Below are 15,657 nucleotides of genomic sequence, written 5' to 3' on the forward strand. Positions count from 1 at the left end.
ATCACGGGCCGCGCAGGGCGACCTGTCCCGCCGCCCTGAAAAGACCTCCCGCTCGCCGACCGCAGCCCATGCCCCGCCTCAGGCCCCCGGATAAGCCACGTCATAGATCGGGAAACGCTTGCAGAGCGCCTTGACCTCCTCATGCACGCGCCGCTCGACCGTGTCCTGCTCCGGCGTGCCCTGAGCCGTCAGCACCTCGTCGATGAAGCGGCCGATCGCGCGGAACTCCGCCACGCCGAAGCCGCGCGTCGTCGCGGCCGGGCTGCCGAGACGGATGCCGGATGTGACGAAAGGCTTCTCCGGATCGAACGGCACGGCGTTCTTGTTCGCCGTGATCCCCGCGCGCTCCAGCGCCGCCTCGGCGAGCTTGCCCGTCACCTTCTTGGGGCGGAGATCGACCAGCATCAGATGGCTGTCCGTGCCGTTGGTGACGATGTCGAAGCCGCGTCCGAGCAGTTCGTCCGCCAGGGCGCGCGCATTGTCCAGCACGGCCTGCTGATACAGCTTGAAGGCGGGCGTCAGCACCTCGCCGAACGCCACCGCCTTACCGGCGATCACATGCATCAGCGGGCCGCCCTGCAAGCCGGGGAACACGGCGGCGTTGATCTTCTTGGCCAGATCCGGATCATTGGTCAGCACGATGCCGCCGCGCGGCCCGCGCAGCGTCTTGTGGGTCGTGCTGGTGGTGACATGGGCGTGCGGCACCGGGTTCGGATAGAGCCCCGCCGCGACGAGACCGGCAAAATGCGCCATGTCCACCATCAGATACGCCCCGACCTCGTCGGCGATCCGGCGGAACCGCGCGAAGTCGATGACGCGCGGATAGGCGGAGCCACCCGCGACGATGATCTTCGGCTTGTGCTCGCGCGCCAGCCGCTCCATCTCGTCATAATCCAGCACGCCGTCCTGCGCGCGCACGCCATATTGAACGGCCTGGAACCACTTGCCGGAATAGTTCGGCGCCGCGCCATGGGTGAGATGGCCGCCCGAGGCGAGACTCATGCCCATGATGACATCGCCCGGCTTCGCCATCGCCATGAAGGCGGCCTGATTGGCGTTCGCGCCGGAATGCGGCTGGACGTTGGCGAATTCAGCGCCGAAAATCCGCTTCACACGGTCGATCGCCAGGTTCTCGACACGATCGACCTCGACGCAGCCGCCATAATAGCGCTTGCCCGGCAGCCCCTCGGCATATTTGTTGGTCAGGACCGACCCCTGCGCCTCCAGCACGGCGAAGGAGGTGATGTTCTCGGAGGCGATCAGTTCTATGCCGTCCTGCTGCCGTGCAAGTTCGTCCCTCAGGATGCCGGCCACCTCCGGATCGGCCTTGGCGAGCGCCGCATGAAAGAAATCATGCAAGACGGGCTGACTGTTCTGTTCCGACATCGTATCTCTCCCTGACGAACATGCGCATTCCGGATGCGCCATATCCCAGTTTCACCCGCCCCGCAAAGTTCCACGCAGGGAAAATCACCTTCTTCCGGAATCAAGGACGACTCGATGTCCCTTCTCCACGGCGCCCTCACGCGCCGCAAGCCCATTCAGACCGTCCCTCCCGCCGGGGAAGAGAAAACCGGAGAGGAGACGCACGGCCTGCGCCGCGTGCTCAGCGGTTTCGACCTCATCCTGCTCGGCGTCGGCACCACGATCGGCGCGGGGCTCTTCTCGCTCACCGGCGTCGCCGCCGCGCAGAACGCCGGGCCGGCCGTCATCCTCGCCTTCGCCATCGCGGCCGTCGCCTGCGGCTTCGCCGGACTGTGCTACGCCGAACTCGCCGCCATGATCCCCGTCGCAGGCTCCGCCTATTCCTATGTCTACGCCACGCTGGGCGAACTCACCGCCTGGATCATCGGCTGGGACCTGGTGCTGGAATACACGGTGGGCGCCGCGACGGTCGCCGTGAGCTGGTCAGGCTATCTCACATCCGTCTTCGCCGGATGGGGCCTGCCGCTCGACCCGCGCTGGACGGCCTCGCCGTTCACCACCATCACCCTGCCCGACGGCACGCACGCCCACGCCATCCTGAACGTCCCCGCCATCCTCGCCGTCTGGCTCATCACCGCCCTGCTGGTGCGCGGCATTTCCGAATCGGCCAAGGTGAACGCCGTCGTCGTGGCGCTGAAACTCGGCGTCGTCGCGGCCGTCATCATCTTCTGCACGCCCTATATCGACACGGCCAATTATCATCCCTTCCTGCCGCCCAATACCGGCCAGTTCGGCCAGTTCGGCTTCTCGGGCGTCATGCGCGCGGCGGGCATGGTGTTCTTCGCCTATCTGGGCTTCGACATCGTCTCCACCACCGCGCAGGAAACGAAGAACCCGGCCCGCGCCCTGCCTGTCGGCATTCTCGGCAGCCTCGTGATCTGCACGCTGATCTATATCGCATTCTCCGCCGTGCTGACCGGCGTGGTGAGCTACAAGACGATGATCGACGATTCCAGCCCGGTCGCCACCGCCATCGACCATACCCATCGCATCTGGCTCCAGAACGCGGTGAAGATCAGCGTCCTGCTGGGCTATGTCTCCGTGCTCCTCGGACTGATGCTCGGGCAGGTCCGCGTCTTCTATACCATGGCGCGGGACGGCCTCCTGCCCGCCCTGTTCGGACGACTGAACCCGAGGAGCCGGACGCCGGTCGTCTCCCACCTCATCTTCGCCGTGCTGACCTGCGCGCTCGCCGGGACCACGCCGATCGCCGTGCTGGGCAGCATGACCTCCATCGGCACGCTGCTGGCCTTCGTGCTGGTCTGCGTCGGCGTCGCGGTGCTCCAACGCCGCGATCCCGACCGCCCTCGCCCCTTCCGCGTGCCCGGCGGCCCGATCATTCCCGTCCTCGGCACGCTGAGCTGCCTCGCCGTCATGGCCTCGCTCGACCGCCTGACCTGGATTCGTCTGATCGTCTGGCTGGCGCTTGGAATGATCATCTACCGGGTTTACGGATACCGGCGCAGCCATCTGGCCACAGGGAAGACCCAACCATGACCCACGCATCCGCCACAGGCGCCTATCCCGCCGCCCGCCCGCGCCGCAACCGCTTCGACGCGTTCACGCGCCGCATGGTGGCCGAGCATGCCCTGAGCGTGGACAATCTGATCTGGCCGATCTTCGTCTGCGATGGAACGAACACGCGCAGTCCGGTCGGCTCCATGCCGGGAATCGACCGCGTCTCGGTCGATCTTCTCGATGAACACCTCGCCCGTGCGGTGGAACTCGGCATTCCGGCCGTCGCCATCTTTCCCATCACGCCGCTGGACATCCGCGACGCGAGCGGCAGCGAGGCCACCAATCCGGGCAATCTGATCTGCCGCGCCACGCGCCGGATCAAGGAAATCCATCCCGGACTCGGCATCATCGGCGACGTCGCGCTCGACCCCTATACCGATCACGGCCATGACGGGCTGCTGCGTGACGGCTACGTCGTCAATGACGAGACGATCGAGGTGCTGGTCGCGCAGTCGCTCAATCAGGCCCGCGCCGGTGTGGACATCATCGCACCGTCGGACATGATGGACGGACGCATCGGCGCGATCCGCGCGGCGTTGGACGCGGAAGGCTTCGTCAACACGCGGATCATGTCCTACGCCGCCAAATACGCCAGCGCCTTCTACGGCCCGTTCCGCGACGCGCTCGGCTCGGGCGGTCTGCTCGGCGGCGACAAGAAGACCTATCAGATGGACCCCGCCAATTCCGACGAGGCGCTGCGCGAGGTCGCGCTGGATCTCGCCGAAGGGGCGGACATGGTGATGGTCAAGCCCGGCATGCCCTATCTCGACATCATCCGCCGCGTGCGGGACCGCTTCGCGGTGCCGACCTTCGCCTATCAGGTCTCCGGCGAATATGCGATGCTCGCCGCCGCCTTCGAACGCGGCTGGCTGGCGCGGGAGAGGACGATCCTCGAAAGCCTGCTCGCCTTCCGCCGCGCCGGGTGCAACGGCGTCCTCACCTATTTCGCCGTGGAAGCCGCCGCCCTCCTGCGCCGGGGCTGACATGCGCCGCCCGCAGCGAGGCCAGGCGGCGTGGCTGCGCGGGGCCGCCGCTGAAGAACGGGCCGGAACCCTTCTTCAGGCGGAGGGCTTCACCCTGCTCGCCGCCCGCCTCCGCACCCCGGCGGGCGAACTCGATCTCGTGGCGGCCGACGACCTCACCCTGCTCGTCGTCGAGGTCAAGCAGCGCGCCACGCTCGCGGCGGCGGCGACGGCCCTCACGCCCCGTCAGTCCGCCCGCATCCTTGCCGGCACGGCGTGGCTACTGGCCACCCGCCCCGACTGGACTCGCCCGAACACGCGCATCGACCTGATCCTGTTCGATCAGGCAGGAGACGCGCGGCGCATCAGGGATGTGCTGCGACAGATGGACTCATGACCCCCGCAGGGGAGTGCAACTACGTCCACACCAACAAAAAAAACGCCCCGAAGGGCGCTCTCTCACCGGACGACGGATGTTCTCAGCCGCGATGCCGCCGATGACCATGCGCCGCCTTCGGATGATACACCACGTTGTGAACCATCGCCTGATGGGACGAATGCGTGTGAGTGCTCTTGCCGTGCATTCGGGCGGAAACCAGCGTCACATGAGCATTATCCGCCTGCGCGAAGCGCACATGGGACGCCGAAGACGCATGGCGGGAATGATGATGGAAGAACGTCGCGCGATGGTGAAAAACGGGCGGCGCCGTCAACGCATCGAATGTCAGCTTGCTGGCTTCGTAATCAGTGATGACACGCTGGGCGTGAGCCGGAGCAGACATACCGGCGCCAGCCGACACCAGAAGAACCGCCACGAGCGAATTCGAAAAACGCCGCATCACCTTGCATACCCCGCAGTTGCTCACCTTAACGCAAGCTAACCGCACGATTCGACGCAAGGCAAGACATATCAGGCGCTTTTCGCCCGGAAATGCATTTTATATTGCGGCAGCGTCACGAATTGCGTCAACATTATGGCAGACGCCCCGGAATTGCGGCAAAGCCGGGGCGGATCTTCCCTTCAGGCGGTCGCCTTGGCGATCCCCTTCTCGGCAAACAGCGATTCGAGTTCCCCGCTCTGGAACATGTCCGTCACGATATCGCAGCCGCCGATGAACTCGCCCTTCACATAGAGCTGGGGGATTGTCGGCCACTGCGAGAACTCCTTGAGGCCCTGCCGCAGCTCTGCGCTCGTCAACACGTTCTCGCTCTCGAACGGAACACCCAGATGGGTCAGGATCTGCACCACGCGCGCGGAGAAGCCACATTGCGGGAAGAGCTTGTCACCCTTCATGAACAGCATGACCGGATGCGTGTCGATCTGATGCTGGATGTGCTGGAAGATCGGTTGCGACATATCTCAAATCCTCAATAAACGATCGTTCCAAGGCAATATGGACCCGCGGAACCTCTTTTGTCAGGGGGAGCGGCGTTCTTTCTGATCACACCCCCCTGATCATGCCCCCTGTCCCGCATCAGGGGGAACGAGCGTCTTCAACGCCATCGCATGCAACTCCGTCCCCATCCGCTCGCCGAACGCATCGTAGACGAGCTTGTGCTGCCGGACGCGCGGCAGACCTCGAAACGCCTCGCTCGTGACCGTGCAGGCATAGTGATCCCCGTCCCCGGCCAGATCCTGAATCTCCACCTTCGCATCCGGCAACGCGCCGAGAATGGTCCGTTCAATTTCCTGCGCGCTCATCGGCATCTTCAGTTCCCCATGAAGCCGGGGAAGAACGACTCGTGCGCCTCGCGCAGGCGGGAGACCGATATCTTCAACCCGCCCCAGAAACTCAGCACGTCCCCGCCGCCTCGTCCGAGCCGCCGTATCGGCACGTGCGCCGCCTCCGCAACCTCGGTCATCGCCGCGCCATCCTTCGTGGCGACGATGTAACACGCCTGCTCCTCGGCGAAGTAATGCGCATGATAGGGCGGGCTGTCATACCGGGGCTGCACGAGTTCACATCCCACTCCGCTGGCGATCAACATTTCCGCCACGGCCACGAGCAGGCCGCCATCAGAGAGATCGTGACAGGCAAGAACGTTCCCCGCGAGAATTTGCGCCCGGACGAAATCGCCGTTCCGCTTTTCCGCGACGAGATCGACGATCGGCGGCGCTCCTTCCTCGCGCCCCGCAACCTCGCGCAGCCAGAGCGACTGCCCGAGATCGCCGCGCAACTCGCCGACCAGGACGAGATCGCAGTCCTCGGGCATGCCGTACCCGACAGCCTTCGTCACATCGTCGATCACGCCCAGACCGCCGATCGCAGGCGTCGGCAGGATGGACACGCGCAACCCGCTCGGTAGTTTCGTCTCGTTATAAAGCGAGACATTCCCGCTCACGACCGGGAAATCCAGCGCCTTGCATGCCTCCGCCATGCCCTTCACGACTTCGGCGAACTGCCCCATGATTTCCGGTTTTTCAGGATTGCCGAAATTGAGATTGTCCGTGATCGCCAGCGGAGTCGCGCCCGTCGCGGTGATGTTGCGCCACGCCTCGGCCACCGCCTGCCTCGCGCCCGCATGCGGATCGGCCTGACAATAGCGCGGCGTGCAGTCCGTCGTCAGCGCCAGCCCGCGCCGCGTGCCGGGCACGCGCACGATGGCGGCGTCCGCCGTGCCGGGACCGCGCACCGTCTGGCCACCCACGTCGCTGTCGTACTGGTTCCACACCCAGGCGCGCGAGGCGAGATCGGGACAGGCCAGCAGATGCAGCAGCGCATTGCCGATCCCCTCCGGATCGGGCACCCAGCCCAGCCGCGCGGGCGGCTCGGCGACCAGCCTCGGACGGTCGTAAAGCGGCGCATCGTCCGCCAGCGGCGCCAACGGGATATCCGCCTCCACCACGCCCTTGTGCGTCACCGTGATCCGCCCCGTATCGGTCAGATGGCCGATCACGGCGAAATCCAGATCCCATTTCTCGAAGATCGCGCGCGCCGCCTCGGTGCGCTCGGGCCGGAGCACCATGAGCATCCGCTCCTGGCTCTCGGAGAGCATCATTTCATAGGCCGTCATGCCCGTTTCACGCTGCGGCACGTCGTCCAGCACCAGCTCGATGCCGACGCCGCCCTTCCCCGCCATCTCGACGGAAGAGGAGGTCAGCCCCGCCGCGCCCATATCCTGAATCGCGACGATCGCGTCCGTTGCCATCAATTCCAGACAGGCTTCGATCAGCAGCTTCTCGGTGAACGGATCGCCCACCTGCACCGTCGGGCGCTTGGACGCCGCCTGCTCGTCGAACTCCGACGAGGACATGGTGGCGCCGTGAATGCCGTCACGCCCCGTCCTGGAGCCGACATACACGACCGGATTGCCGACCCCCGCCGCCGCGGAGAGGAAAATCCGGTCCTTAGGCGCGATTCCCACCGTCATCGCGTTGACCAGCGGATTCCCGTCAAAGGCCTTGTGGAAATTGACCTCGCCGCCCACCGTCGGCACGCCGACGCAATTGCCGTAGCCGCCGATCCCGCGCACCACGCCATCGACGATGTGCCGCGTGCCGGGCGCCTTCGGATCGCCGAACCGCAGGGCGTTCAGGTTGGCCACCGGCCGCGCGCCCATGGTGAACACGTCGCGCAGAATGCCGCCCACCCCCGTCGCCGCGCCCTGATAGGGCTCGATGAAGGAAGGGTGATTATGGCTCTCCATCTTGAAGACCGCCGCCAGGCCGTCACCGATATCCACCACCCCGGCATTCTCGCCCGGTCCGTGGATCACCCATGGCGCCTTGGTCGGCAGGTTGCGCAGATGAATGCGCGAGGATTTGTAGGAGCAGTGCTCAGACCACATGACCGAGAAGATGCCGAGTTCGGTCAGAGTCGGCGTCCGCCCCATGACGGCGAGGATCTTGTCGTACTCCCCCCCCGTCAGGCCGAAACGTTCCGCAAGCGCGGCATCGACGGTCATGCTCATGCGACGAGGCTCTCCACCAGACTGCGGAACATCGGCACGCCGTCGGTCGCGCCGAGATCGGGATCGACAAGATTCTCGGGATGCGGCATCAGCCCGCAGACACGCCCGTTTTCACTCAGCACGCCGGCGATCGCGTTGATGCTGCCGTTCGGATTCAGCGTACGGTCGTCGGCCGAAACCGCGCCATCGACGGCGCAATATCTGAACGCCACCCGCCCCTCGCCCTCAAGCCGCGCGAGTCCTTCGGCCGAAACGGTGTAATTGCCGTCGCCATGCGCCATCGGCGAGCGGAACACGGCCCCCTTACGCCAGCCCGAGGTGAAGACCGTCGCCTCGTTCTCGACCTTCAGGAAACAATCCTGCGCCAGGAACCGCATCCCCGCATTGCGCAGCAGCGCACCGGGCAGAAGCTGGGCCTCCGTCAGAATCTGGAAGCCGTTGCACACGCCCAGAACATGGCCGCCCCGCGCCGCGAACGCCTTGATCTCCCGCATGATCGGCGAATGCGCCGCCATGGCGCCGGACCGCAGATAGTCACCGAAGCTGAAGCCGCCGGGCAGGACGACGAGATCGAGCGCAGGCAGGCTGGTGTCGCGATGCCAGAGCATCTGCGGCGGGCGGCCGCTCGTCAGCCGCAGCGCCTGCGCCATGTCGCGCTCACGATTGGTTCCGGGAAAAACGACGATGCCAGCCTTCATTTCGCTCCCCCGGACGCGCACGGATAGGAATCGTGCAGCGCGGCGAAAACCGATTCCCCGACCGGCTTTTTCCACACGTCGCGATGCGCGCGCAGCCACGAGACCACATGCCCGCGCATGGACGGCGTGGTCGCACCCGCAGGAACGCAGAACCCGGCCACGGAAGCGCTGTCCCCCCCTGCCTTGTCATTCAGATGCGCCAGCGCCCCGGCATCCGCGACACCCGAAATATAGGCGTCGCACACCTCCAGCCGCGTCTGGGACGTGCAGATGCGCCCGAACTGCTCCGCCGTCATCGGAGAAAGACGCTGCGCGAACGCCGACCCGGCGGAAAGAGCAACGGTCGAAAGGAGAAGCCCCGCTATGGTCTTCCTCACGGCGCCGCCTCCACCGCGAAATCCTCGATCACCAGATTGGCCAACAGGGCGCGCGCCATGTCCTCACCCTTCGCGACCGCCGCGGCGGGATCGCTCTGCGGCACGTCGATCTCAATCACCTTACCCGCCCGCACCTCGCCGAGGCCATGGAAACCGAGCACATCCAGCGCATGGCCGATCGCCTTGCCCTGCGGGTCCAGCACGCCGTCCTTCAGCATGACCGTGACACGAATCTTCATTGCATCAACTCCGGACCCTTCATGTCGCCATTTCCCGCTTCGGGCAGGATTCCCAGCCGCCGCGCCACTTCCTGATAGGCTTCCTCGACTTTGCCGAGATCGCGCCGGAACCGATCCTTGTCGAGCTTCTCGCTGGTCTTGACGTCCCACAGCCGACAATTATCGGGGGAGATTTCGTCGGCAAGGACGATCCGCATTTCCTCCCCTTCCCACAGACGGCCGAATTCCAGCTTGAAGTCCACCAATTGTATGCCGACACCCAGGAATATACCGCTTAAAAAATCATTCGTACGCAGAGCGAGCCCGGTCATGTCGTCCAGATCCTGCGTCGAGGCCCAGCCGAAGGCCGTGATATGCTCCTCCGACACCATCGGATCGTTCAGGCTGTCGTTCTTGTAATAATATTCGATGATGGAGCGGGGCAGCCGCGTCCCCTCGGGAATACCCAGCCGCTTGGCGATCGACCCCGCCGCGACGTTGCGGATCACGACTTCCAGCGGAACGATCTCGACCTCGCGGATGAGCTGCTCGCGCATGTTCAGGCGGCGCACGAAATGCGTGGGGATGCCGATGTCGTGCAGACGCAGCATCAGGAATTCGCTGATCCGGTTGTTCAGCACGCCCTTGCCGGTGATGATGCCCTTTTTCGCACCATTCCCGGCCGTCGCGTCATCCTTGAAATACTGGACGAGCGTACCGGGTTCCGGTCCTTCGAAGAGGATCTTCGCTTTTCCCTCATAGAGCTGACGACGGCGGGCCATGGCGATCTTTCGACTGGAAAAGTGGAAACAACATACGGTTTGCGCGAGCCTATAGCAACGCAGCCACCCGGTTCATACCCTGTTGGGCCCGGCCCTTTAGCGCCCGGCGCGCGCGGGCAGCTAAGCGGCAGCTAAGCGTCGGGCGCGTCCGCGCCGAACACCTTGGCGTAGATGCGATCCACCGCCGCGAGATGCCGCGCGCTGTCCATCGCCTCATCCAGCACGTCCGTGTCGATTCGGCCCGCCACCTCTGGATCGGCGGCCAGATTCGCGCGGAAGCTCCGCCCGTCCGGCTCGCCCAGCTTCGTCCAGGTCGCCATCGCGTTGCGCTGCACGATGCGATAGGCGTCCTCGCGCGAGATCCCGGCCCGCGCGAGCGCCAGCAGCACCTCGCCCGAATGCACGACCCCGCCGAGCGACTCGAGATTGGCCATCATCCGCTCCGGATAGACGACCAGCTTCTCCATCATGCCGGCCAGACGCATCAATGCGAAATCCAGGCCGATCGTCGCATCGGGGCCGATGTTCCGCTCCACCGAGGAATGGCTGATGTCGCGCTCATGCCACAACGCCACGTTCTCCAGCGCCGGAACGGCATAGGACCGCACGAGCCGCGCCAGCCCGGTAAGATTCTCGGAGAGCACCGGGTTGCGCTTGTGCGGCATGGCAGAGCTGCCCTTCTGGCCGGGATGGAAGAACTCCTCCGCCTCCCGCACCTCGGACCGCTGGAGATGCCGCACCTCGGTCGCCAGACGCTCGATTCCGCTCGCGATCACCGCCAGCGCGCAGAAGAACGCCGCATGACGGTCGCGCGGGATGACCTGCGTGGAAACATCCTCCGCCGCCAGACCCAGCTTTTCCGCGACAAAATCCTCGACCCGCGGGTCGATATGCGCATACGTCCCCACCGCGCCGGAAATGGCGCAGACGGCGATCTCCCTCCGCGCCTCGACCAGCCGCGCCCGATTGCGCGCGAACTCGGCGTAATGCCCCGCCATCTTCAGCCCGAAGCTCGTCGGCTCGGCGTGGATGCCATGGCTGCGCCCGATCGTCACGGTCATCTTGTGCCGGAGCGCCTGCGCCTTGAGCGCCGCCAGAACCGCGTCGAGATCGGCCAGCAGCAGATCCGCCGCCTGAACGAGCTGGACCGAGAAACACGTGTCCAGCACGTCGGACGACGTCATGCCCAGATGCACGAACCGGCTCTCGGGGCCGACCTTTTCCGCCAGCCAGGTGAGGAAGGCGATCACGTCATGCCGCGTCTCGGCCTCGATCTCGTCGATCCGCGCCAGATCGGCCTCCGAGAACGCCGCCATGGCAACGTCGCCCTTCTCGCGGATGATCCGCGCGGCCTCCTCCGGAATCGCGCCGAATGTCGCCATCGCTTCGCATGCCAGCGCCTCGATCTCGAACCAGATGCGATAGCGGTTGACCGGCGACCAGATCGCGGTCATCGCGGGGCGGCTATAACGCGGGACCATGGCGAGGCTCCTTCACGAGACAAGAACAAACGACTCGGCAGGGCTCATAGACGATTCGCCCCCCCGCGAATACCGTAAATCCGAATGCCGTCATTCCCCGGCCGCGACGATCATGGCCGTAACGGTCGTGGCCGTGATGCTCCCGACCCCTCCCGTCCCGCGATTTGCAGCTTGGGCCCGGCTTCTCTACCGTCCGCCCCACACGATTTTCCGCGGGAGCACCGCTTGCACCTCGACCTCTCCTGGCACGCCCTCGGCGCTCTCGCGCAGGTCATCCTGATCGACGTGACCCTGGCCGGCGACAATGCCGTCGTCATCGGCATGGCCGTGCGCGGCCTGCCGCCCGCCCGCCAGCGCCTCGCCATTCTTCTCGGCACCCTGACCGCCGCGATCATGCGGATCGGCCTCGCCCTCGTCGCGGCCCGACTGCTCGCCGTCATCGGACTGACCCTGGCCGGCGGCCTGCTGCTCGCCTGGGTCTGCTGGAAGATGTACCAGGAACTGCGCCGCCCGCCGGAAGAGGCCGCAACGGCCGCGTCCACCTCACTGCGCGGCGCGGTCATTCGCCTCATTCTCGCGGATCTCTCGATGAGTCTCGATAATGTGTTGGCGGTGGCGGGCGCGGCGATGGGACATCCGTATATCCTCATCATCGGCCTTGCCGTCGCCGTCCTGATGATGGGCGCCGCCGCCGCCGTCATCGCGCGGCTGCTGGACCGCCATCGCTGGATCGCATGGCTCGGTCTCGCCGTCGTAGCCTTTGTCGCTCTTCGCCTGATCTATCGGGGCGGAATGGAAGTCTGGGTCCATGTCTGATCGTCGGAGCTTTCGCCTGCGCCTCGCCCTCTGCGCGACGGCCCTTCTCACCGGCTGCGCCGGCGGACCGGAAGGCATAGCGTCGCCCCCGGCTCAATCCGCAAGCGCGCCGACCGCCGTCGAGCGTGTCGCCCTGCCCCCCGTCTCCGCCGCCACGGAGCAGCGCGTCACCCGATGGCTGGCCCTGACGGCCCCCGGCCCCTATGCGCCCGCCCAGGATTATGCGGATTTCCTGACCAGCGGCACCAAATGGCCGCTGCGCGGGCTGATGATGGCGCGCTACGAGCACCAGCTCGCCGAGGCCGACACCGTCACGCTCTCCCGGCTTTGCCCTCTCCTGCCGCCGAACCGCGCCACAGCCTTTCTCCGTTGCGCGCCCGCGCTGCCGGACGCGGCCGCCCGCGCGCGCGTCATCTGGACTCACGACGCGATCTCCTCCTCCGAGGAACCCGCCTTCCTCGCCCGGTTCGGCGATCACCTGACGCCGGACGACCAGTGGGCGCGTTTCCAGACACTCGAATCCTCCGGCCAGATCGCCGCCGCCCGGCGACAGATCGCACGGCTGGCCCCCGCGCGTCAGAACCTCGCCCGCGCCCGGCTCGCCTTCCGCCTCGCCACGCCGGACGCGGACTCGACCCTCGCCGCCCTGAGTCCGGACGATCTCGCCGATCCAATCCTTACCCTCGCCCGCCTGCATGCCCTCCGCCGCGCGGACCGACTCGGCGACGCGCTCGCGCTCTGGAAACAGTCCGGCTTCACGGTCGAACGACGCGCGCCCAGCCATAGATGGTGGAGCGAGCGCGCCGCCCTCTCCCGCGCCCTGCTCTCCGCCGGTTCGCCGCCGGACGCGCTGCTGCTTGCCCGCGACGTCACGGCGCCCGTCGGCTCCCCCCAGCGGCTGGAGGCGCAATTCCTGACCGGCTGGATCGAACTGCGCGCCCTGCACGATCCCTCCGCCGCCATCCCGCTCTTCACCGACCTTCTGCAAGACCGGAGCATCATCACCCGCGCGAAAGGCGCCTACTGGCTCGGCCGCGCCCATCGGGACCTCGGCCATGAGGCGACGGCGCGTCAGGCCTGGACGCGCGCGGCGCAATATCCCACGACCTTCTACGGCCAGCTTGCCCTCGCAGCGCTCAACGGCAACGTGCCGACCCTCCTGCCGGACGCGCCGCCCGTGCCCGGGCTGGATGCGGCGCTCGCCCGGCTGCCGCCCGCTCCGCAGGGCCGGATCGGCAGGCCCGACCTCGCCGAAGCGGCCACATGGCTGGTGCGGCAGGGCGACAGCGCCCATGCCCGCCTCTTCCTGATGCTGCTCCAGAGCGAGACGACAGACCCGGCGGACCAGGCGCAGCTCGCGCGGCTCGGCTGGACGCTGGGCCTCTACGAGCCCGCCGTATTCGCCGCCCGCTCCACCGGCCGTCAGGGCGTGACGCTCTATCCGCTCGGCTGGCCCCTCCCGCCGGACATCGACACGGAGGAGGGCGCGACTCCGCCCGGTCTCGCGCTCGGCGTCGCGCGTCAGGAGAGCAGCTTCGACCCCGATGCTGAGAGCCCGGCCCGCGCCATCGGGCTGATGCAGTTCCAGACCGGCACGGCGCGCGACGTCGTCCGCCGCGCCGGTCTCTCGGGCCTCGACATCAGCCCCGCCGGGCTGCGCGATCCGCGCACGAGCATGATCCTCGGCCGCGCCTATCTCGCCTATCTGCTTTCACGTTTCGACAATGTCGTCCCGGAGGCGCTCGCGGCCTACAATGCCGGCCCGCACCGCACCGCCCAATGGCTCGAAAGCGATCCGCTTCCGGTCCCGCTCACCCAGGACGCCCTCATCGACTGGATCGAGAAACTGCCTTACGAGGAGACGCGCGCCTATATCCAGCATGTCGAGGAAAACCGCGCGATTTACCGCCTGATGGAGGCCGGCCATGCTTGATGACGACACCCTCGCCCTCGCCGCCCGCGCCCTCGACACGCTGCGCGCGCGCAAACACCGCGTCGTCACGGCCGAAAGCTGCACGGGCGGTCTCGTCGCCGCGGCTCTCACCGCCCAGCCCGGCTCCTCTGACGTCGTGGAAGGCGGGTTCGTCACCTATTCCAATGCGCTCAAGGAGACGATCCTCATTGTGGGCGGCACCACCCTCGCCCGGAAAGGCGCGGTCAGCGAGGAAACGGCGGTGGAAATGGTCTTCGGCGCGCTTCAGGCCGCCCCGAACGCCACGATCGCCGTATCGCTCACGGGAATCGCCGGTCCGGCCGGCGGCACGGACGCCAAGCCGGTCGGCACCGTCTGCATCGCATGCCTGAGCGGCACAAACGCCCCGCATGTCGAGACGTGCCATTTCCCCGGCGACCGCGCGGCGATCCGGCAAGCCGCCGTCCGCAGAGCGCTGGAACTGCTCATCCAGTCCTGAGTCGACAGACAGGAGATAGCCGGACGGAGCGCGCGGCGGCCTATCGTCCCCAACAGCAGCGGCATCCGAAATCGTCATCGTCGAGCCACTCGTCATCCGCTTCGGCCAGGGGAGCGGCGGGCGCCTCGCCCGACTGACAGGTCAGCGCCGTCCCGCTTCTTCCCGTCGCAAAAGGTCCGGGCCCGTCATTCGAGACCCCCGCCTGAAGCATAGAAGATCGGGCGGCGGCGTCCGTCCGATCACTCGTCCCGGCCATAGTACAGCTTTCCGATCTCGATGGCGGGACGTCCCTGAGCGCGGCGATGGATGTTCGTGTCGCGCAGGGAATAGGCGCAGCCGCAATATTCCTGCTGGTAGAACTCTTCCCGCTTGCTGATCTCGATCATGCGCGCGGCCCCGCCCCCCTTGCGCCAGTTGAACTCCCAATAGGTCAGACCGTCATAGGGCGCCGCGGCGCGCGTTCCGCACTCATTGATCTGGGCCATGTTCTTCCAGCGCGAAATGCCGAGGGAACTGGTGATGACCGGAAACCCGTGCTCATGCGCATACAGGGCCGTGCGCTCGAAGCGCATGTCGAAACACATGGTGCATCGGATGCCGCGCTCCGGCTCCCATTCCATGCCTTTCGCACGGGCGAACCAGTTGTCGCGATCATAATCCGCATCCACGAACGGCACGCCGTGCTTCTCGGCGAAACGGATATTCTCCTCCTTGCGCAGGAGATATTCCCGCTCGGGATGGATGTTCGGGTTGTAGAAGAAGATCGTGTACTCGATGCCCGAAGCCGACATCGCCTCCATGACCTCCCCGGAACAGGGCGCGCAACAGGAATGGAGCAGCACTTTCTTCCGGCCATCCGGGGGGACCAGAACGGGGCGTTCGAAATCCGTCATACCGTTATCCTCTCAGGCAGCCATCTCCCTACCCGAAAGCAGGGAGGCAGGACAACATGCTCCAGCCCCCGGCCCCGAGCAGGTGTTCCGAGGCCAGGCTGGGC

General features: G+C 66.3%; 17 protein-coding genes. 6 read left to right on the forward strand and 11 right to left on the reverse strand.

Features of this window, described 5'->3' with window-relative positions:
* Nucleotides 1-78 precede the first annotated feature (78 nt).
* Nucleotides 79-1,386 (reverse strand): serine hydroxymethyltransferase, encoded by a 1,308-nt coding sequence (glyA, locus tag EDC31_RS01280; RefSeq protein WP_042055334.1) that lies wholly within the window; start codon nucleotides 1,384-1,386, stop codon nucleotides 79-81.
* 114 nt (nucleotides 1,387-1,500) lie between these two features.
* On the opposite strand from glyA, the gene EDC31_RS01285 reads away from it, so the two are divergent.
* Genes EDC31_RS01285 through EDC31_RS01295 form a run of 3 tightly spaced genes read left to right on the forward strand, consistent with a single transcriptional unit; the run spans nucleotide 1,501 to nucleotide 4,362 of the window.
* Nucleotides 1,501-2,982 (forward strand): APC family permease, encoded by a 1,482-nt coding sequence (locus EDC31_RS01285; protein ID WP_081797362.1) that lies wholly within the window; start codon nucleotides 1,501-1,503, stop codon nucleotides 2,980-2,982.
* Nucleotides 2,979-3,986 (forward strand): porphobilinogen synthase, encoded by a 1,008-nt coding sequence (hemB, locus tag EDC31_RS01290; protein ID WP_042055336.1) that lies wholly within the window; start codon nucleotides 2,979-2,981, stop codon nucleotides 3,984-3,986. The genes EDC31_RS01285 and hemB overlap by 4 nt, the downstream gene beginning before the upstream one ends.
* A 1-nt stretch (nucleotide 3,987) precedes the next feature.
* Nucleotides 3,988-4,362 carry a YraN family protein gene (locus EDC31_RS01295; protein WP_081797363.1) on the forward strand — a complete coding sequence of 125 codons (375 nt, stop codon included), beginning with the start codon at nucleotides 3,988-3,990 and terminating at the stop codon, nucleotides 4,360-4,362.
* A gap of 82 nt (nucleotides 4,363-4,444) precedes the next feature.
* Here EDC31_RS01295 and EDC31_RS01300 read toward each other — a convergent pair whose 3' ends face one another.
* From EDC31_RS01300 to purB, 9 genes are all read right to left on the reverse strand, one after another.
* Nucleotides 4,445-4,747 carry a hypothetical protein gene (locus EDC31_RS01300; protein ID WP_186819975.1) on the reverse strand — a complete coding sequence of 101 codons (303 nt, stop codon included), beginning with the start codon at nucleotides 4,745-4,747 and terminating at the stop codon, nucleotides 4,445-4,447.
* Nucleotides 4,748-4,986: 239 nt separating this feature from the next.
* The gene (gene grxD, locus EDC31_RS01305) at nucleotides 4,987-5,322 is read right to left on the reverse strand and encodes a Grx4 family monothiol glutaredoxin (RefSeq protein WP_042055341.1); all 336 of its coding nucleotides are present in this window, start codon (nucleotides 5,320-5,322) and stop codon (nucleotides 4,987-4,989) included.
* A gap of 99 nt (nucleotides 5,323-5,421) precedes the next feature.
* Nucleotides 5,422-5,673 carry a BolA/IbaG family iron-sulfur metabolism protein gene (locus tag EDC31_RS01310; protein WP_042055343.1) on the reverse strand — a complete coding sequence of 84 codons (252 nt, stop codon included), beginning with the start codon at nucleotides 5,671-5,673 and terminating at the stop codon, nucleotides 5,422-5,424.
* Nucleotides 5,674-5,675: 2 nt separating this feature from the next.
* Nucleotides 5,676-7,877 (reverse strand): phosphoribosylformylglycinamidine synthase subunit PurL, encoded by a 2,202-nt coding sequence (gene purL / locus EDC31_RS01315; protein WP_042055346.1) that lies wholly within the window; start codon nucleotides 7,875-7,877, stop codon nucleotides 5,676-5,678.
* Complete coding sequence (purQ, locus tag EDC31_RS01320; RefSeq protein WP_042055348.1) at nucleotides 7,874-8,575, reverse strand: phosphoribosylformylglycinamidine synthase subunit PurQ; 702 nt, start codon at nucleotides 8,573-8,575, stop codon at nucleotides 7,874-7,876. Before purQ ends, purL begins: the two co-directional genes overlap by 4 nt.
* On the reverse strand, nucleotides 8,572-8,952 hold the full coding sequence (locus tag EDC31_RS01325; RefSeq protein WP_081797364.1) for a Rap1a/Tai family immunity protein: 381 nt from the start codon (nucleotides 8,950-8,952) through the stop codon (nucleotides 8,572-8,574). Before EDC31_RS01325 ends, purQ begins: the two co-directional genes overlap by 4 nt.
* On the reverse strand, nucleotides 8,949-9,191 hold the full coding sequence (gene purS / locus EDC31_RS01330) for a phosphoribosylformylglycinamidine synthase subunit PurS (protein ID WP_042055351.1): 243 nt from the start codon (nucleotides 9,189-9,191) through the stop codon (nucleotides 8,949-8,951). The genes EDC31_RS01325 and purS overlap by 4 nt, the downstream gene beginning before the upstream one ends.
* Nucleotides 9,188-9,952 carry a phosphoribosylaminoimidazolesuccinocarboxamide synthase gene (gene purC / locus EDC31_RS01335; RefSeq protein WP_042055354.1) on the reverse strand — a complete coding sequence of 255 codons (765 nt, stop codon included), beginning with the start codon at nucleotides 9,950-9,952 and terminating at the stop codon, nucleotides 9,188-9,190. Before purC ends, purS begins: the two co-directional genes overlap by 4 nt.
* 131 nt (nucleotides 9,953-10,083) lie before the next feature.
* Entirely contained in the window at nucleotides 10,084-11,433 is a 1,350-nt protein-coding gene (gene purB / locus EDC31_RS01340) for an adenylosuccinate lyase (protein WP_042055356.1), read from the reverse strand.
* Nucleotides 11,434-11,658: 225 nt separating this feature from the next.
* Between purB and EDC31_RS01345 the strand changes: the two genes are divergently transcribed.
* Genes EDC31_RS01345 through EDC31_RS01355 form a run of 3 tightly spaced genes read left to right on the forward strand, consistent with a single transcriptional unit; the run spans nucleotide 11,659 to nucleotide 14,660 of the window.
* Nucleotides 11,659-12,249, forward strand: a complete 591-nt coding sequence (locus EDC31_RS01345; protein WP_042055357.1) for a YjbE family putative metal transport protein — start codon at nucleotides 11,659-11,661, stop codon at nucleotides 12,247-12,249.
* Nucleotides 12,242-14,182 carry a lytic transglycosylase domain-containing protein gene (locus tag EDC31_RS01350; protein WP_052511528.1) on the forward strand — a complete coding sequence of 647 codons (1,941 nt, stop codon included), beginning with the start codon at nucleotides 12,242-12,244 and terminating at the stop codon, nucleotides 14,180-14,182. The genes EDC31_RS01345 and EDC31_RS01350 overlap by 8 nt, the downstream gene beginning before the upstream one ends.
* Nucleotides 14,175-14,660: a CinA family protein gene (locus tag EDC31_RS01355; protein WP_042055360.1), complete on the forward strand. Its 486-nt coding sequence runs from the start codon at nucleotides 14,175-14,177 to the stop codon at nucleotides 14,658-14,660. Before EDC31_RS01350 ends, EDC31_RS01355 begins: the two co-directional genes overlap by 8 nt.
* A gap of 239 nt (nucleotides 14,661-14,899) precedes the next feature.
* On the opposite strand, the gene EDC31_RS01360 is transcribed toward EDC31_RS01355, so the two are convergent.
* Entirely contained in the window at nucleotides 14,900-15,553 is a 654-nt protein-coding gene (locus tag EDC31_RS01360; protein WP_042055365.1) for an epoxyqueuosine reductase QueH, read from the reverse strand.
* Nucleotides 15,554-15,657 lie beyond the last annotated feature (104 nt).

Source organism: Acidomonas methanolica (assembly GCF_004346035.1).
Taxonomy (GTDB): Bacteria; Pseudomonadota; Alphaproteobacteria; order Acetobacterales; family Acetobacteraceae; genus Acidomonas; species Acidomonas methanolica.